Annotated in this window: 16 protein-coding genes; 11 read left to right on the top strand and 5 right to left on the bottom strand. The window is 61.6% G+C overall.

Translation table 11 applies throughout. The features are described 5' to 3' along the window. Positions 1-8: 8 nt before the first annotated feature. Genes JOE33_RS11905 through JOE33_RS11895 form a run of 3 tightly spaced genes read right to left on the bottom strand, consistent with a single transcriptional unit; the run spans position 9 to position 1,751 of the window. On the bottom strand, positions 9-269 hold the full coding sequence (locus tag JOE33_RS11905) for a phosphopantetheine-binding protein (RefSeq protein WP_003316688.1): 261 nt from the start codon (positions 267-269) through the stop codon (positions 9-11). Next, on the bottom strand, positions 244-1,056 hold the full coding sequence (locus JOE33_RS11900) for a lysophospholipid acyltransferase family protein (RefSeq protein WP_096103585.1): 813 nt from the start codon (positions 1,054-1,056) through the stop codon (positions 244-246). The genes JOE33_RS11905 and JOE33_RS11900 overlap by 26 nt, the downstream gene beginning before the upstream one ends. After that, on the bottom strand, positions 1,032-1,751 hold the full coding sequence (locus JOE33_RS11895) for a beta-ketoacyl synthase chain length factor (protein WP_096124849.1): 720 nt from the start codon (positions 1,749-1,751) through the stop codon (positions 1,032-1,034). The genes JOE33_RS11900 and JOE33_RS11895 overlap by 25 nt, the downstream gene beginning before the upstream one ends. A gap of 308 nt (positions 1,752-2,059) precedes the next feature. Between JOE33_RS11895 and JOE33_RS11890 the strand changes: the two genes are divergently transcribed. Continuing rightward, entirely contained in the window at positions 2,060-2,839 is a 780-nt protein-coding gene (locus JOE33_RS11890; RefSeq protein WP_003304810.1) for a ParA family protein, read from the top strand. Between the two features lie 185 nt (positions 2,840-3,024). Here the strand turns inward: JOE33_RS11890 and JOE33_RS11885 are convergent, their stop codons facing one another. Continuing rightward, positions 3,025-3,429, bottom strand: a complete 405-nt coding sequence (locus JOE33_RS11885; protein ID WP_096140187.1) for a PAAR domain-containing protein — start codon at positions 3,427-3,429, stop codon at positions 3,025-3,027. Between the two features lie 262 nt (positions 3,430-3,691). Here JOE33_RS11885 and mdcA point away from each other — a divergent pair, with 262 nt between their 5' ends. From mdcA to madM, 9 genes are all read left to right on the top strand, one after another. Further along, positions 3,692-5,368 (top strand): malonate decarboxylase subunit alpha, encoded by a 1,677-nt coding sequence (gene mdcA / locus JOE33_RS11880; RefSeq protein WP_187625016.1) that lies wholly within the window; start codon positions 3,692-3,694, stop codon positions 5,366-5,368. Then, positions 5,368-6,243 carry a triphosphoribosyl-dephospho-CoA synthase gene (locus JOE33_RS11875; RefSeq protein ID WP_096131420.1) on the top strand — a complete coding sequence of 292 codons (876 nt, stop codon included), beginning with the start codon at positions 5,368-5,370 and terminating at the stop codon, positions 6,241-6,243. Before mdcA ends, JOE33_RS11875 begins: the two co-directional genes overlap by 1 nt. Before the next feature lies 1 nt (position 6,244). Further along, positions 6,245-6,544 carry a malonate decarboxylase subunit delta gene (locus tag JOE33_RS11870; protein ID WP_003316694.1) on the top strand — a complete coding sequence of 100 codons (300 nt, stop codon included), beginning with the start codon at positions 6,245-6,247 and terminating at the stop codon, positions 6,542-6,544. Then, positions 6,537-7,388 carry a biotin-independent malonate decarboxylase subunit beta gene (locus JOE33_RS11865; RefSeq protein ID WP_096140188.1) on the top strand — a complete coding sequence of 284 codons (852 nt, stop codon included), beginning with the start codon at positions 6,537-6,539 and terminating at the stop codon, positions 7,386-7,388. The genes JOE33_RS11870 and JOE33_RS11865 overlap by 8 nt, the downstream gene beginning before the upstream one ends. After that, positions 7,385-8,185 (top strand): biotin-independent malonate decarboxylase subunit gamma, encoded by an 801-nt coding sequence (gene mdcE / locus JOE33_RS11860; RefSeq protein WP_010438845.1) that lies wholly within the window; start codon positions 7,385-7,387, stop codon positions 8,183-8,185. Before JOE33_RS11865 ends, mdcE begins: the two co-directional genes overlap by 4 nt. Next, entirely contained in the window at positions 8,179-8,817 is a 639-nt protein-coding gene (locus tag JOE33_RS11855; protein ID WP_010438848.1) for a malonate decarboxylase holo-ACP synthase, read from the top strand. Before mdcE ends, JOE33_RS11855 begins: the two co-directional genes overlap by 7 nt. Beyond that, positions 8,814-9,749: a malonate decarboxylase subunit epsilon gene (mdcH, locus tag JOE33_RS11850; protein ID WP_187625017.1), complete on the top strand. Its 936-nt coding sequence runs from the start codon at positions 8,814-8,816 to the stop codon at positions 9,747-9,749. The genes JOE33_RS11855 and mdcH overlap by 4 nt, the downstream gene beginning before the upstream one ends. Positions 9,750-9,818: 69 nt before the next feature. Beyond that, positions 9,819-10,235, top strand: a complete 417-nt coding sequence (madL, locus tag JOE33_RS11845; protein ID WP_010438854.1) for a malonate transporter subunit MadL — start codon at positions 9,819-9,821, stop codon at positions 10,233-10,235. Between the two features lies 1 nt (position 10,236). After that, complete coding sequence (gene madM, locus JOE33_RS11840; RefSeq protein ID WP_003316700.1) at positions 10,237-11,001, top strand: malonate transporter subunit MadM; 765 nt, start codon at positions 10,237-10,239, stop codon at positions 10,999-11,001. Position 11,002: 1 nt separating this feature from the next. Here madM and JOE33_RS11835 read toward each other — a convergent pair whose 3' ends face one another. Next, a complete protein-coding gene (locus JOE33_RS11835; RefSeq protein ID WP_010438857.1) occupies positions 11,003-11,929 on the bottom strand; it encodes a LysR substrate-binding domain-containing protein in 927 nt (308 codons plus the stop codon). 158 nt (positions 11,930-12,087) lie between these two features. Between JOE33_RS11835 and JOE33_RS11830 the strand changes: the two genes are divergently transcribed. After that, positions 12,088-12,702, top strand: coding sequence for a hemolysin III family protein (locus tag JOE33_RS11830; protein WP_003414317.1), 615 nt, complete (start codon positions 12,088-12,090; stop codon positions 12,700-12,702). Positions 12,703-12,914: the final 212 nt, after the last annotated feature.

The following is a 12,914-nucleotide window of genomic DNA, read 5'->3' as shown; positions in this document are numbered from 1 at the left end:
TTCAATTCTCAGGCCGGTTGTCTGGCGCTGACGAAGGCCGCAAGGCTGTCGACGCTGGCGAAATGGTTACGGGTGTCCTTTGCATCGGCATCGATCCTGATGCCATAACGCTTCTGGATGGCTAGGCCCAATTCGAGTGCATCCACCGAGTCCAGTCCCAGCCCTTCGCCAAACAGCGTCATATCGTTGCCGATATCTTCCGGGGTGATGTCTTCGAGGCCCAGGGCATCGATGATCAACAATTTAATGTCCTGGTGCAGATCGCTCATCTGAGGCGAGCTCCTTGGTGAAATAGTCATGCAGGTAATCGTTGAGCTTGCGGGACGCCAGGGGCGGTGGGCCTAGCGCACTGAAGGCGTTTGGGTCTATATCGGCACCGACGCGCAAAGTGAAGTGCACGCGGCGTTGCGGAATGCGATACCAGGGTTCGGCCTTGGTCAGGGTGGTCGGCTGGACCTTGATCGTCACCGGGGTGATGACGCTCGCGCCACGCAGCGCAATGGCTGCCGCGCCGCGGTGAAAGACCGGCGGCTGGCCCGGCTGGGTGCGTGTGCCTTCCGGAAAGATGATCAGCGTCTGGCCGGTTTGCAGACGCTCTACGGCGGCGTCGAGCATGTCCATGCTGCCATCGTTGCTGATGTAACCGGTGGAACGCACAGGGCCGCGGGTAAACGGGTTCTCCCACAGGCTGCGTTTGACGACGCAGTTGGCGTCACGCACCAGCCCGATCAGGAACACGACATCGATCAGTGACGGGTGGTTGGCGATGATCATCTGCCCAGGGCGGCCAAGCTTTTCGGCGCCTTGCACTTCATAGGTCAGTACACGCATGCGCGCCATGATGCGGATGAACCGCCAGAACAGGCGGCTGATGGTCCGCCGGGCGCGGCGCTGATGGCTGGCCACACTGCCAGGCAGGCAACTCAATACTGGAAAGACGAACAACCGCAGGCACAAACCGCTCAACCCGAACAGGGCAAAGCTGATGCCTGTTGCCAGCAGGCGCCAGTAGTAAGCGTCCCGACCTTTTTTCAGTGATTGCGTTGCCAGTTCCATAACCGGTTATTCCAGGGGTGCAGGCAGGCGGATTGATCAGTGTGCAAGGCTTGCAGCAGGTTCAGGGCGTGAGGCCACTGAGTGCGCTTTGTGCCTTGCGTATCGGTGTTCAGAGACAGCTGCCACTCATCCCCAGGCGTCAGCAGCAAGCCGACCGCGTAGGGAAAGGGCACGTCATCAATCCATTGGGCATAGGCTTGCGGCGGCTGTTCTTCAGTCACCACAAGCAATACTGCTTCTGCTCCCTCGGCCAGCAACGCTGCGGCCTCGAATGCTCCATACTCCAGCCCGTCGCCTGTGGCGGCCAGGGCTGTCATCTCACTTGTTTCACCACGCATGATCGACCACAGACCAATGACGGCGTTATGCACTGAAAGGCTGAACTGGGTCGGTGAAAGCGGCTCGTTGGCGGCCAGATCACGCAGGATTTCAAATGTCCTCGGGGTTTCTCCGTGACGCGAGACAAACACCAGCGGGACGCGCCCCAGACCCTCAGTCAATGGCCAGCCGACGGCGAACGCCATTCTGGCCATACGGCCCAGGCGGCGGCGTTGCATCGCAGGAAGAAAAGACACGTCTGGCGCTGCATCACTGGTTTCCAGCAACGTCGGATCGAGGCTCCATCTCTGCCAGTCTTCCGCGCTCGCCAGGCCCGGCGCCCAGGCTTGCCATCGTGCAATGTTGAAGGTGATCAAGGCTTCTCTTCCCGCCCCTGCGGGCTTGTTTCTCGCTACATCGATATCAGGTCGATATCAGCCTGGGTGCGGTAATTGACCGAGTGCGCGCATTATCCTGATGGGGCTCATTACTAGCAAATTTGTTACATAAAAACCGTTTACAGGCGTGTATTTTAAGGTTGAAGTCGTTTTTCTGTATGACAACCGGCAGGCAACTGTTTTGCGTTAAGCTCATCGTTGTCACATGCAATGTCTAGACTCGACCTCCTCTTACGGTCGTTATCGGCCAATCCTGCTATTTCTTCATCTTTCAAGGAATCCAAAGCATGCGTCGCGTGGTATTCAATCAGAAGGGCGGTGTCGGCAAATCCAGCATCGCCTGCAATCTGGCTGCAGTCAGCGCTCACGAAGGCTATCGGACGTTATTGATCGATCTCGATGCCCAGGCCAATTCGACTCAGTACCTCACAGGCCTCACCGGTCAGGACATTCCGATGGGGATTGCCGAGTTCTTCAAGAACACGCTGTCCGGCTCACCGGTGGCCAAGAAGAACCATGTCGATATCTATGAAACACCGTTCGACAATCTGCATGTGGTCACGGCGACTGCAGAACTTGCTGACCTGCAGCCCAAGCTCGAGGCCAAGCACAAGATCAACAAGCTGCGCAAACTGCTCGACGAATTGAGCGAAGATTACGAGCGTATTTACCTGGATACCCCTCCAGCGCTGAATTTTTATGCGGTTTCGGCGTTGATCGCATCTGATCGGGTGCTGATCCCTTTCGACTGCGACAGCTTCTCGCGTCAGGCGCTGTACGGGCTGATGCGCGAGATCGAGGAATTGAAAGAGGACCACAACGAAGGTCTTCAGGTGGAAGGCATCATCGTCAACCAGTTCCAGCCAAGGGCCAGCCTGCCGCAGCAGATGCTCGACGAACTGATTGCCGAAGGCTTGCCGGTGCTGCCGGTCTACCTCAACGCCTCGGTGAAAATGCGCGAATCGCATCAAGCCAACCTGCCGCTGATCCACCTCGACCCACGGCACAAACTGACGCAACAGTTCGTGGAACTGCATCACTTGCTGGAAACCAACGCTCATCCGTGATCGGCATACCTATGCGTAGCCTTGGCGCTATAGTTGAAACGCAAGTCATGTGGGAGCGGGCTTGCTCGCCAAGGGGCCGGTAAGACCCCGAAAGCAGGGCGTTTAAACGACCGCATTCGTGAGCAAGCTCACTCCCAAAAAGCATGTGTACGCTGAATACGGAGCATGGGCACGAGATTCGCAACTCAACACGGCTGCGAAAGAGGCCTGAGTACTTCGGGCGTATAGCTGCCGTCTCTCAATGAGCGGTCCAGATGTTCGGCATAGAGTCGCGCTGTCGAGGCCAGTTCTTCGGGGATGGTGATGGTTGCGTTCATGTCGGCCTGAATCTGCTCCTGCGAGGCAGTCAGCGTATTGCTGCCGAGTGCGCAGCCACACTGCACCTCATGACCCTGAGTGGCGACCGCCACCCTGTCGTCGATGTAGGTGGGGTTTCCCTGAGCGATGAAACCAATCTCCCGGCAGGCCGGGCACCACACCGGGTCTCCCATACGCGCCACACGGCGCCGCTCGATGACTTCGCTTGCCGACGCGGCCAGCACGAAGCCGCCGGTGGTGGTGAGATCGCCTTCCCTGACTATAAATGACATGGCGCTACTGCCTCTGGGTTATGGAAAACCTGAAGGCTAGGCGCAAACACAGATTCCGATAGCATCCCAAGGCCTTTAGAGACCGGTCCTACGCAATTACCAGCCGGGCATTTCGAGTGTGTTGCATCGGCTACGAAGCGCCCGGCGAAATATCCGTTCCCCTATCGTTACTCCAGCCGTAATGATTCGACGCGCTGCTTGATTGATGCCCGATCGCTATCGCTCTTAAGGTGGCCGACGACAGCAAAATCGTGGAGCGATCATGACAACAACAACTTCCCCCGACGCACGCTGGACACGTCGTCGCAGCGAGAAGCAGCGGCGTCTGGAGCAAGTGCGGGCGTTGGCCGACGGTGTGGTGTTGCCGACCGACAACATCGTCGCGGCGCTGGAGGCCCTGCTGGTTTCAGGCGATCGTGTGGTGCTTGAAGGCAACAACCAGAAGCAGGCCGACTTCCTCTCCCGCGCGCTGGCCAAAGTCGACCCGGGCAAGGTGCATGACCTGCACATGATCATGCCGAGCGTTGGCCGCGCCGAGCATCTGGACCTGTTCGAGCAGGGCATTGCGCGCAAGCTGGACTTTTCGTTCGCCGGCACGCAAAGCCTGCGCATCAGTCAGTTGCTGGAAGACGGCCTGCTGGAAATCGGCGCAATCCACACCTACATCGAACTGTACTCACGGCTGGTGGTGGACCTCATCCCCAACGTGGTGCTGGCGGCAGGCTTCATGGCCGACCGCGCCGGCAACATCTACACCGGGCCCAGCACCGAAGACACCCCCGCACTCATCGAACCGGCGGCATTCAGCGATGGCATCGTCATCGTCCAGGTCAATCAACTGGTCGATGACGTCAGCGAGCTGCCACGCGTGGACATTCCGGCCTCGTGGGTCGACTTTGTGGTGGTCGCCGACAAACCGTTCTATATCGAACCGCTGTTCACCCGCGACCCGCGCCACATCAAGCCGGTGCATGTGCTGATGGCGATGATGGCGATTCGCGGCATCTACGAGAAACACAACGTCCAGTCGCTGAACCACGGTATTGGTTTCAATACCGCCGCCATTGAGCTGATTCTGCCGACCTACGGCGAGTCGCTGGGCCTGAAGGGCAAGATCTGCCGCAACTGGACACTCAATCCGCATCCGACGCTGATCCCGGCCATCGAAAGCGGCTGGGTCGAGAGCGTGCATTGTTTCGGCACCGAACTGGGCATGGAGAACTACATCGCCGCCCGCCCGGATGTGTTCTTCACCGGACGCGACGGCTCGCTGCGCTCCAACCGCCAGCTCTGCCAGCTGGCCGGGCAGTACGCCGTGGACCTGTTCATCGGCGCAACCCTGCAGGTCGATGGCGACGGGCATTCCTCGACAGTCACCCGTGGTCGCCTGGCCGGCTTTGGTGGTGCGCCGAACATGGGCCATGACCCACGCGGCCGGCGTCATGCCACTCCGGCCTGGCTCGACATGCGTCAGCAGCACGATGACGGCCCGGCTGCCTATCTGGAGCGCGGCAAGAAGCTGGTGGTGCAGATGGTCGAGACGTTCCAGGAGGGCGGCAAACCGACCTTCGTCGAAACCCTGGACGCCGTCGAAGTGGCGAAGAAAAGCGGCATGCCGCTGGCGCCGATCATGATCTACGGTGACGACGTGACCCACCTGCTGACAGAAGAAGGCATCGCCTACCTCTACAAGGCGCGCAGCCTTGAGGAACGCCAGGCGATGATCGCCGCAGTAGCGGGCGTAACCGTGATCGGTTTGCGCCACAACCCCAAGGACACCGTGCGCATGCGCCGTGAAGGGTTGATCGCGTTGCCCGAAGACCTGGGGATCCGCCGCACCGACGCCAGCCGTGAACTGCTGGCCGCCAAGAGCATTGCCGACCTGGTTCAGTGGTCCGGTGGCCTCTACAACCCGCCCGCCAAATTCAGGAGTTGGTAATGAGCGCACTTCAATTGGCACCGCAATCGGCCTCGCTGGCAGTGCGACTGGCTGATCTGGCCGTCGACGCCCTGATCGACGAAGCCGACCTGTCGCCCAAACCTGCCTTGGTGGACCGGCGCGGCAGCGGCGCGCACACCGATCTGCACCTGGGGTTGATGCATTCTTCGGCGCTGTCGTTGTGGCCGACCTTCAAGTTGATGGCTGACGCCGCCACCCAGTTTGGTGTCGTGGGCCAGCCATTGCGTGAGGCCTTGGGCAGGCTTGGCCGCGAAGGCGAGGCCACGATGCTGCGCACCACCAGCGGGGTGAACACGCATCGTGGCGCGATCTGGGCGCTGGGCCTGCTGGTGACCGCTGTCGCGCTGGATGCTCAGGATTGTGCGCCCGTTGCCGTCTGCGCACGCGCTGCCGCTCTGGCCCGGATCAAGGACCGCCAGGTGCTCACGCAGAACAGCCACGGCGATCAAGTGGTTCGTCGTTATGGCGTCATGGGGGCCAGAGAACAGGCGCAGCAAGGTTTCCCGGCGGTCAGGCTGTTCGCCTTGCCGCAACTGCAACGCAGCCGTGCGGCAGGCAGTGGCGAGCAGAACGCCCGGCTGGACGCGCTGCTGGCAATCATGACCACGCTGGACGACACCTGCGTGCTGCATCGCGCCGGCATCGAAGGGCTGAATGCCATGCAGCAAGGCGCACAGCGCGTGCTGGACGCTGGAGGCAGCGCCAGCCTGGCGGGCCGCCGTGCACTGAACGAGCTGGATCAGCACCTGCTGGCCCTCAATGCTTCGCCCGGTGGCGCAGCGGATCTGCTGGCTGCCTGCCTGTTCATCGATGGCCTTGAGCCTGCGCTCGGCCCTGTTTCGAGGAGTGCCTGAAATGGAAACCCTGTCTTTTGAATTTCCTGCCGGACAGCCGCCCAAGGGCCGTGCGCTGGTGGGTGTGGTTGGCTCCGGTGATCTGGAGGTGCTGCTGGAACCCGGTAAACCGGGCACCTTGTCGATTCAGGTGGTGACGTCGGTCAACGGCGCCTCGCTGCGTTGGCAACACCTGTTCGAACGCATGTTCGACGGCCAGACCCCGCCTGCGCTGAGCATCGATATTCATGACTTCGGCGCGACGCCCGGCGTCGTGCGTTTGCGCCTGGAGCAAGGCTTCGAGGAGATCGGTCATGACTGATAACGCACGTTTGCTGAGTCAGCACAGTTTTATCGAACTGGGTGCCCGGCAGCGCGCCCGCGCCTTGCTGGATACCGGCAGCTTCCGCGAACTGCTCGGTCCGTTTGATCGGGTCATGTCGCCGTGGCTGGCCATGCAGGGCGTGGTGCCCCAGGCGGACGATGGCGTGGTGGTCGCCAAAGGCACTGTCGATGGTCTGCCAGTGGTCATCGCCGCCATTGAAGGCTCGTTTCAGGGCGGCAGCATGGGCGAAGTCGGCGGCGCGAAAATGGCTGGCGCGCTGGAGCTGGCCGCCGAAGACAACCGCAACGGCATCCCCACCGCCGCGATCGTGCTGCTGGAAACCGGTGGCGTGCGTTTGCAGGAAGCCAATCTGGGCCTTGCAGCGATTGCCGAGATTCATGCGGCGATAGTCGACCTGCGTCAGTACCAGCCGGTGATCGGCGTGGTGGCCGGCAGCGTCGGCTGCTTTGGCGGGATGTCCATCGCCGCAGGGCTGTGCAGTTACCTGCTGGTGACCCAGGAAGCACGTCTTGGCCTGAATGGCCCGCAAGTGATCGAGCAGGAAGCGGGCATCGAAGAGTACGACTCCCGTGACCGTCCATTCATCTGGAGCCTGACCGGTGGCGAGCAACGCTTTGCCAGTGCTCTGGTGGATGGTTTTGCTGCCGACGATGTCGCCGATGTCCGCCAGCAGGTCAGCGCCTGGCTCAAGCAGGGCGTGCCGGAAACGCATCGCAGCAGTCAGTACCAACTGTTTTTGCAACGCCTGGCGAGCCTCGACACCGAGCCGCAAATCGATCCGCAAGGTGTGCGCACCCTCTATCAAGGAGCCCGGTCATGAGTCATTCACAGCGGGGTTTGAACTGGTTCAACGCATTGAGCGCAGGTGCCCGTGAAGTCACTGGCCTACCTGCCTCACTCAAGGTCGCCGACGGTTTTCTCGGCGAGCAGGCGGTGCGTTTTTTTGCAGTGATTGCCGATACCGACAACCGCTTTCCCCGGGCGCGTCAGGGCGAAGTCGGCCTGCTGGAAGGCTGGGGCCTGGCCAAGGCGGTGGACGAGGCCATCGAGCTGGATCGCGACCGCGCTGAAAAGCGCGCACTGATTGCCATTGTCGACGTACCGAGCCAGGCCTACGGACGTCGCGAGGAAGCGCTCGGTATCCATCAGGCATTGGCCGGGGCCGTGGACAGTTACGCGCGAGCACGCCTGGCTGGGCATCCGGTGATCGGCCTTTTAGTGGGCAAAGCGATGTCCGGAGCGTTCCTGGCTCATGGGTATCAAGCCAATCGATTGATAGCACTGCGTGATCCCGGCGTGATGGTGCATGCAATGGGCAAGGCCTCGGCAGCCCGCGTAACCCTGCGCAGCGTCGAGGACCTGGAAAAGCTCGCCGCCAGCATTCCACCGATGGCTTACGACATAGACAGCTACGCCAGTCTCGGTCTTCTCTGGGAAACCCTGGGGGTCAGCCAGATCGAACAGCCCGCTGCGGATGATCTCACCCAAGTGCGCGATGTACTGAGCAGGGCGATCAAGGACGTGCAGGCCCGTGGCGTCGATCTGAGCAGCCGCCTGGGCGCGAGCAACCGTGCAGCGTCGACCAATGTGCGCCAGTTGCTGCGCGCGCAATGGTGATCAGCAACACTGGCGCAGTGCGGCCCCATGATTTGTTGTGGGGCATGCCGCTGGCTGCGTTGCCGGATGACGCGCCCAAATGGGCGGTCGACGCCGTGCTGGCCGGGCAACCGGTGGTGGTCCGGCGTCAGGCAATGCCAGCCGGTCAGGTGGCGGTGGGCTTGCGCGGTCGCGGTCGGGAGCAACGCTATGCCGCGAGCATGCCGCTGGCGGATGTCCATCGACGGGTCATGCCCGAGCAGTTGATCGACGCCCCGACCGAGAGCCATCAGCAATGGCCGGCGTTGCATGCGTTGCGCCAGATCCGTCCGGTCATGGAGGCGCTGGAGCTGGACTGGGGCGTTGGCGGCAGTGCCGGATTCGAGCTGGCCAGCGGTATTGCTGCGTTGCATCAGGACAGCGATCTGGACCTGATTCTGCGCACCCCGGGACGCTTGAATCGCCGCTGTGCCGCCGAGCTGGTCGAGGCGCTGGAAACCTCGGTCTGTCGGGTCGACGTACAGTTGCAACTCGAGCAGGGTGCCGTGGCGCTGCGTGAGTGGGCGCGGCCAACGGGGCGCGTGCTGCTCAAGACCGCCACCGGCGCGCGGCTGGTTGCAGACCCTTGGCATTTGGCTCAGGTGTACGCATGAGCAGCCTGTGGGTGTTTCCCGGCCAGGGCGCGCAGCAAGCCGGCATGCTGCATCAGTTGCCGGACGATGCCGTGGTGCGCGACTGTCTGCAGGAAGCCGCCGATGCGCTGGGCGAAGACGTGCTTGCGCTGGACACCCCTGAGGCACTGCAAGCCACTCGTGGCGTTCAGCTTTGCCTGCTGATCGCTGGCGTCGCATGTGCGCGCGTGTTGCAGGCGCATGATTGTGTGCCGGACTACCTGGCAGGGCTGTCCATCGGTGCTTATCCGGCAGCGGTGATTTCGGGGGCGCTGGCCTTTGACGACGCCGTGCGCCTGGTCGCGCTGCGTGGCGAGCTGATGCAAAGCGCCTGGCCAGAAGGTTACGGCATGACCGCGCTCATCGGTCTCGATCAGGCGCAGGTAGAAGCGCTGATCGGGCAGGTACACAGCGCGAAGACACCGGTGTTTCTCGCCAATATCAACGCCGACAACCAGATGGTGATCTCCGGCAGTGCCGAGGCGATGCATCAGGTCGGTCAGCTGGCCAGGGCTGCCGGAGCGGCAACGGTCAAGCGCCTTGCGGTCAGCGTGCCGTCGCATTGCGCCTTGCTGGACGCCCCCGCGCAACAACTGGCCGAGGCCTTTTCAAGGGTCGCGCTGCAGGCACCCACGATACGTTACCTGAGCGGCAGCACGGCGCGACCTGTGCGCAATGCCGAGAAGCTGCGTGACGACCTGGCCTTCAACATGTGCCGGGTCATCGACTGGCGCAGCACCGTGGAAACCGCCTGGGAGCGGGGCGTGCGCCTGCACATCGAATTGCCGCCCGGCAGCGTGCTGACCGGGCTGGCGCGCAAGGTATTCCAGCAGGGCACCGCACTGGCTTTTCAGGCGGCGCGTCTGGACAGCCTGGTCGCGCTGTCGCGCGAGGAGGGTCGCCGCACCCCATAGAGCCGCCGTGCAGCTGCTACGAAGGACAAAAACAACAACTTCAGCAATGCAAACAGAGGAATAACAACAATGATTATCTACGGTGTTGCACTACTGGCCATCTGCACGCTTGCGGGCGTGATTCTCGGCGACATGCTCGGCGTTCTGCTGGGGGTGAAATCCAATGTGGGCGGGGTCGGGATCGCCATGATCCTGTTGATCTGCGCGCGCCTGTGGATGCAGAAACACGGCGGCATGAGCAAAGACTGCGAAATGGGCGTGGGTTTCTGGGGCGCGCTGTACATCCCGGTGGTGGTGGCAATGGCCGCACAGCAAAACGTGGTGACCGCACTCAAGGGCGGGCCGGTGGCGGTACTGGCCGCTGTGGGTTCGGTGGTGCTGTGTGCCTGCACCATCGCAGTGATCAGCCGCACCAATCGCGGCGAGCCGTTACCCAAGGAAGAGCCGCTGCTGACACCTGAAATCGCCCCGGCCGGAGGTCGCTGATATGTGGGACCTCATCGAGAAGGGACTTGAACACAACGGCCTGATCACCGCATTCGCCTTCGTCGGCATCATCATGTGGGTCTCGGTGGTGCTTTCCAGACGCCTGACGTTTGGCCGGGTGCATGGTTCGGCCATTGCGATTGTCATCGGGCTGATTCTGGCCTGGGTCGGCGGCACCTTGACCGGCGGCCAGAAAGGGCTGGCGGATATCACGCTGTTCTCCGGTATCGGCCTGATGGGCGGGGCGATGCTGCGTGACTTTGCCATCGTTGCCACCGCCTTCGAAGTGCAGGCCACTGAAGCACGCAAGGCCGGACTGATCGGTGTGATCGCTTTGCTGCTGGGCACGATCTTGCCGTTTATCGTCGGCGCGAGCATTGCCTGGGTATTCGGTTATCGCGATGCGATCAGCATGACCACCATCGGTGCCGGGGCGGTGACCTACATTGTCGGCCCGGTGACCGGTGCTGCGCTGGGCGCCACCTCCGATGTAATGGCGCTGTCGATTGCCACCGGCCTGATCAAGGCGATTCTGGTGATGGTCGGCACGCCCATGGCAGCGCGCTGGATGGGGCTGGACAATCCGCGCTCGGCGATGGTTTTCGGTGGGCTGGCGGGTACTGTCAGCGGCGTTACCGCAGGGCTGGCGGCAACCGATCGGCGTCTGGTGCCTTACGGCGCGCTGACCGCTACGTTCCACACCGGCCTGGGCTGCCTGCTCGGGCCATCGGTGCTGTATTTCATCGTGCGCGCCATCGTCGGCTAGGTCAGGTCGTCTGTTCCAGCAGCCGGTTCGCGTACATCCGGCACTCGGCCAACAGCGCGAGCAGGTTGGGATCGCGCTGTCTGGACTTGAGGAACACCATGCCGATGTGTTGCTGCATCCGGTAGCGGCTCTGCAACGGAATCAGGCGTACGCGGTTTTCATAGACCGCGGCGATTCTTCCCGGCAGCAGTGCGTAGCCGACGCCGGAGCTGACCATGCTCAGCAAGGTGAAGATGTCATTGACCTGCATCGCCACCTTGGGCTCGAAACCGGCCTGTTGAAACACGCGGATCCCGTCGCGGTGCGTGGCGAAACCCTGGGTCAGGGTGATGAACGTCGCTTCGCGCAGGTCGCCCAGGTCCACTTCAGGGTGTTCGGCGAACGGTGAGTCGGTGGGGACGGCGAGAAAGATGTCGTCGGAAAACAGCGCCAGATGCTCGCAGTCCGGGTCATGGGTGCTTTCATCCAGCGACACCAGCATCGCATCGACTTCCATGTTCTTGAGCTTGTAGAGCAGGTCCATGTTCGAGCCCAGAATCAGGTCGATATTCAGCTCGCTGCGGCGGATCTTCAGGCCCATGATCAGCTGCGGCACCGTCTTGACCGTCAGCGAATACAATGCCCCCAGCCGGAACCGCGCCGCTGAGAAACCTGCTGCCTGACGGGTCAGTTCCACCGTGGCGAGCACATCCTGGACCAGTTTCTGCGCACGTTCTTCCAGCACATACGCGCTTTCCAGTGGCGTCAGGTTGCGTCCCTCATGCTTGAACAAGGGGCAGCGCAGCGCGCTTTCCAGCGAATGAATGGCGCGGTGCACGCTGACGTTACTGGTCTGCAACTCCTCCGCCGCCCGCGCCAGATTGCCGGTGCGCATGAAGGCGAGGAATATTTCCAGTTTCTTGAGCGTCAGTTCGTCATCAATCTGCATGTCGTGGCGCTTATGGTTGAGGTGCGCTGATTGTGCACAACTCATGCGTCGATAGCTGCTTAAAATATCCGTCACTGACACGGGTGTTGCGGTTTGTTTCAATAACCCGGAGTCTCTGTTTCCAGTGTTTTCGCCATCAAGAGGGGGGTATTGAGCGGATGTACTACGGAGAAAAATTCAACGCCTGGTCGCACCTGGTTGGCGCCGTACTGGCGGCCGTCGGTGCGATCTGGTTATTGGTCATGGCGTGTCTGCATGGTGATGTCTGGAAAGTGGTCAGCATGGCCATTTATGGTGTGTGTCTGGTGACGCTGTACAGCGTCTCGACGGTCTACCACAGCGTCAAGGGGCGCTCGAAATCGATCATGCAGAAGGTCGACCACTTTTCGATCTACCTGATGATTGCCGGCAGCTACACCCCGTTCTGCCTCGTGACATTGCGCGGCGCGTGGGGCTGGACCTTGTTCGGAATTGTCTGGGGGCTGGCGCTGATCGGCATCCTGCAAGAGATAAAACCGCGCTCCGAAGCGCGAATCATGTCCATCGTGATCTACGCCGTGATGGGCTGGATCGTGCTGGTGGCCGTCAAGCCACTGCTGGCTGCGCTCGGTGTATCGGGTTTCATCTGGCTGGCCGGAGGCGGCGTGTTGTACACCGTCGGCATCCTGTTCTTCGCCTACGACCAGATCCGCCACTTTCACGGCATCTGGCACCTGTTCGTCATCGGCGGCAGTCTGATGCACTTCGTGGCGATTTGTTTCTATGTGCTGTGAGGAGGGGCGGTCGGGAGCTGACTCCCGTTACCACGCTCCAGCGCTCTGCGTTATACGCAAGTCTGCTTCTGATTCTGGCCGAAGGCCGTAGGAGCGACCGGGGCGGCGATCCGCATTTTTCGCGAAAGGGCGAGTATATTCGTCGAAAATGCATCGCCTGAACTACTGTCTTCGCGAACAAGTTCGCTCCTACGCCCTCCGGGCAGAAGCCC

The sequence above is a fragment of the Pseudomonas sp. PvP027 genome (assembly GCF_017833005.1).
In the GTDB taxonomy this organism is placed as follows: Bacteria; Pseudomonadota; Gammaproteobacteria; order Pseudomonadales; family Pseudomonadaceae; genus Aquipseudomonas; species Aquipseudomonas congelans.
Note: the sequence above shows the minus strand (reverse complement) of the source record. Positions and strands in the feature narration are given on the sequence as shown.

Coding starts and splice junctions, on each gene's coding strand:
- JOE33_RS11905 (WP_003316688.1), bottom strand. CDS start 269: ATGAGCGATCTGCACCAGGACATTAAATTGTTGATCATCGATGCCCTG.
- JOE33_RS11900 (WP_096103585.1), bottom strand. CDS start 1,056: ATGGAACTGGCAACGCAATCACTGAAAAAAGGTCGGGACGCTTACTAC.
- JOE33_RS11890 (WP_003304810.1), top strand. CDS start 2,060: ATGCGTCGCGTGGTATTCAATCAGAAGGGCGGTGTCGGCAAATCCAGC.
- JOE33_RS11885 (WP_096140187.1), bottom strand. CDS start 3,429: ATGTCATTTATAGTCAGGGAAGGCGATCTCACCACCACCGGCGGCTTC.
- mdcA (WP_187625016.1), top strand. CDS start 3,692: ATGACAACAACAACTTCCCCCGACGCACGCTGGACACGTCGTCGCAGC.
- JOE33_RS11875 (WP_096131420.1), top strand. CDS start 5,368: ATGAGCGCACTTCAATTGGCACCGCAATCGGCCTCGCTGGCAGTGCGA.
- JOE33_RS11870 (WP_003316694.1), top strand. CDS start 6,245: ATGGAAACCCTGTCTTTTGAATTTCCTGCCGGACAGCCGCCCAAGGGC.
- JOE33_RS11865 (WP_096140188.1), top strand. CDS start 6,537: ATGACTGATAACGCACGTTTGCTGAGTCAGCACAGTTTTATCGAACTG.
- mdcE (WP_010438845.1), top strand. CDS start 7,385: ATGAGTCATTCACAGCGGGGTTTGAACTGGTTCAACGCATTGAGCGCA.
- JOE33_RS11855 (WP_010438848.1), top strand. CDS start 8,179: ATGGTGATCAGCAACACTGGCGCAGTGCGGCCCCATGATTTGTTGTGG.
- mdcH (WP_187625017.1), top strand. CDS start 8,814: ATGAGCAGCCTGTGGGTGTTTCCCGGCCAGGGCGCGCAGCAAGCCGGC.
- madL (WP_010438854.1), top strand. CDS start 9,819: ATGATTATCTACGGTGTTGCACTACTGGCCATCTGCACGCTTGCGGGC.
- madM (WP_003316700.1), top strand. CDS start 10,237: ATGTGGGACCTCATCGAGAAGGGACTTGAACACAACGGCCTGATCACC.
- JOE33_RS11835 (WP_010438857.1), bottom strand. CDS start 11,929: ATGCAGATTGATGACGAACTGACGCTCAAGAAACTGGAAATATTCCTC.
- JOE33_RS11830 (WP_003414317.1), top strand. CDS start 12,088: ATGTACTACGGAGAAAAATTCAACGCCTGGTCGCACCTGGTTGGCGCC.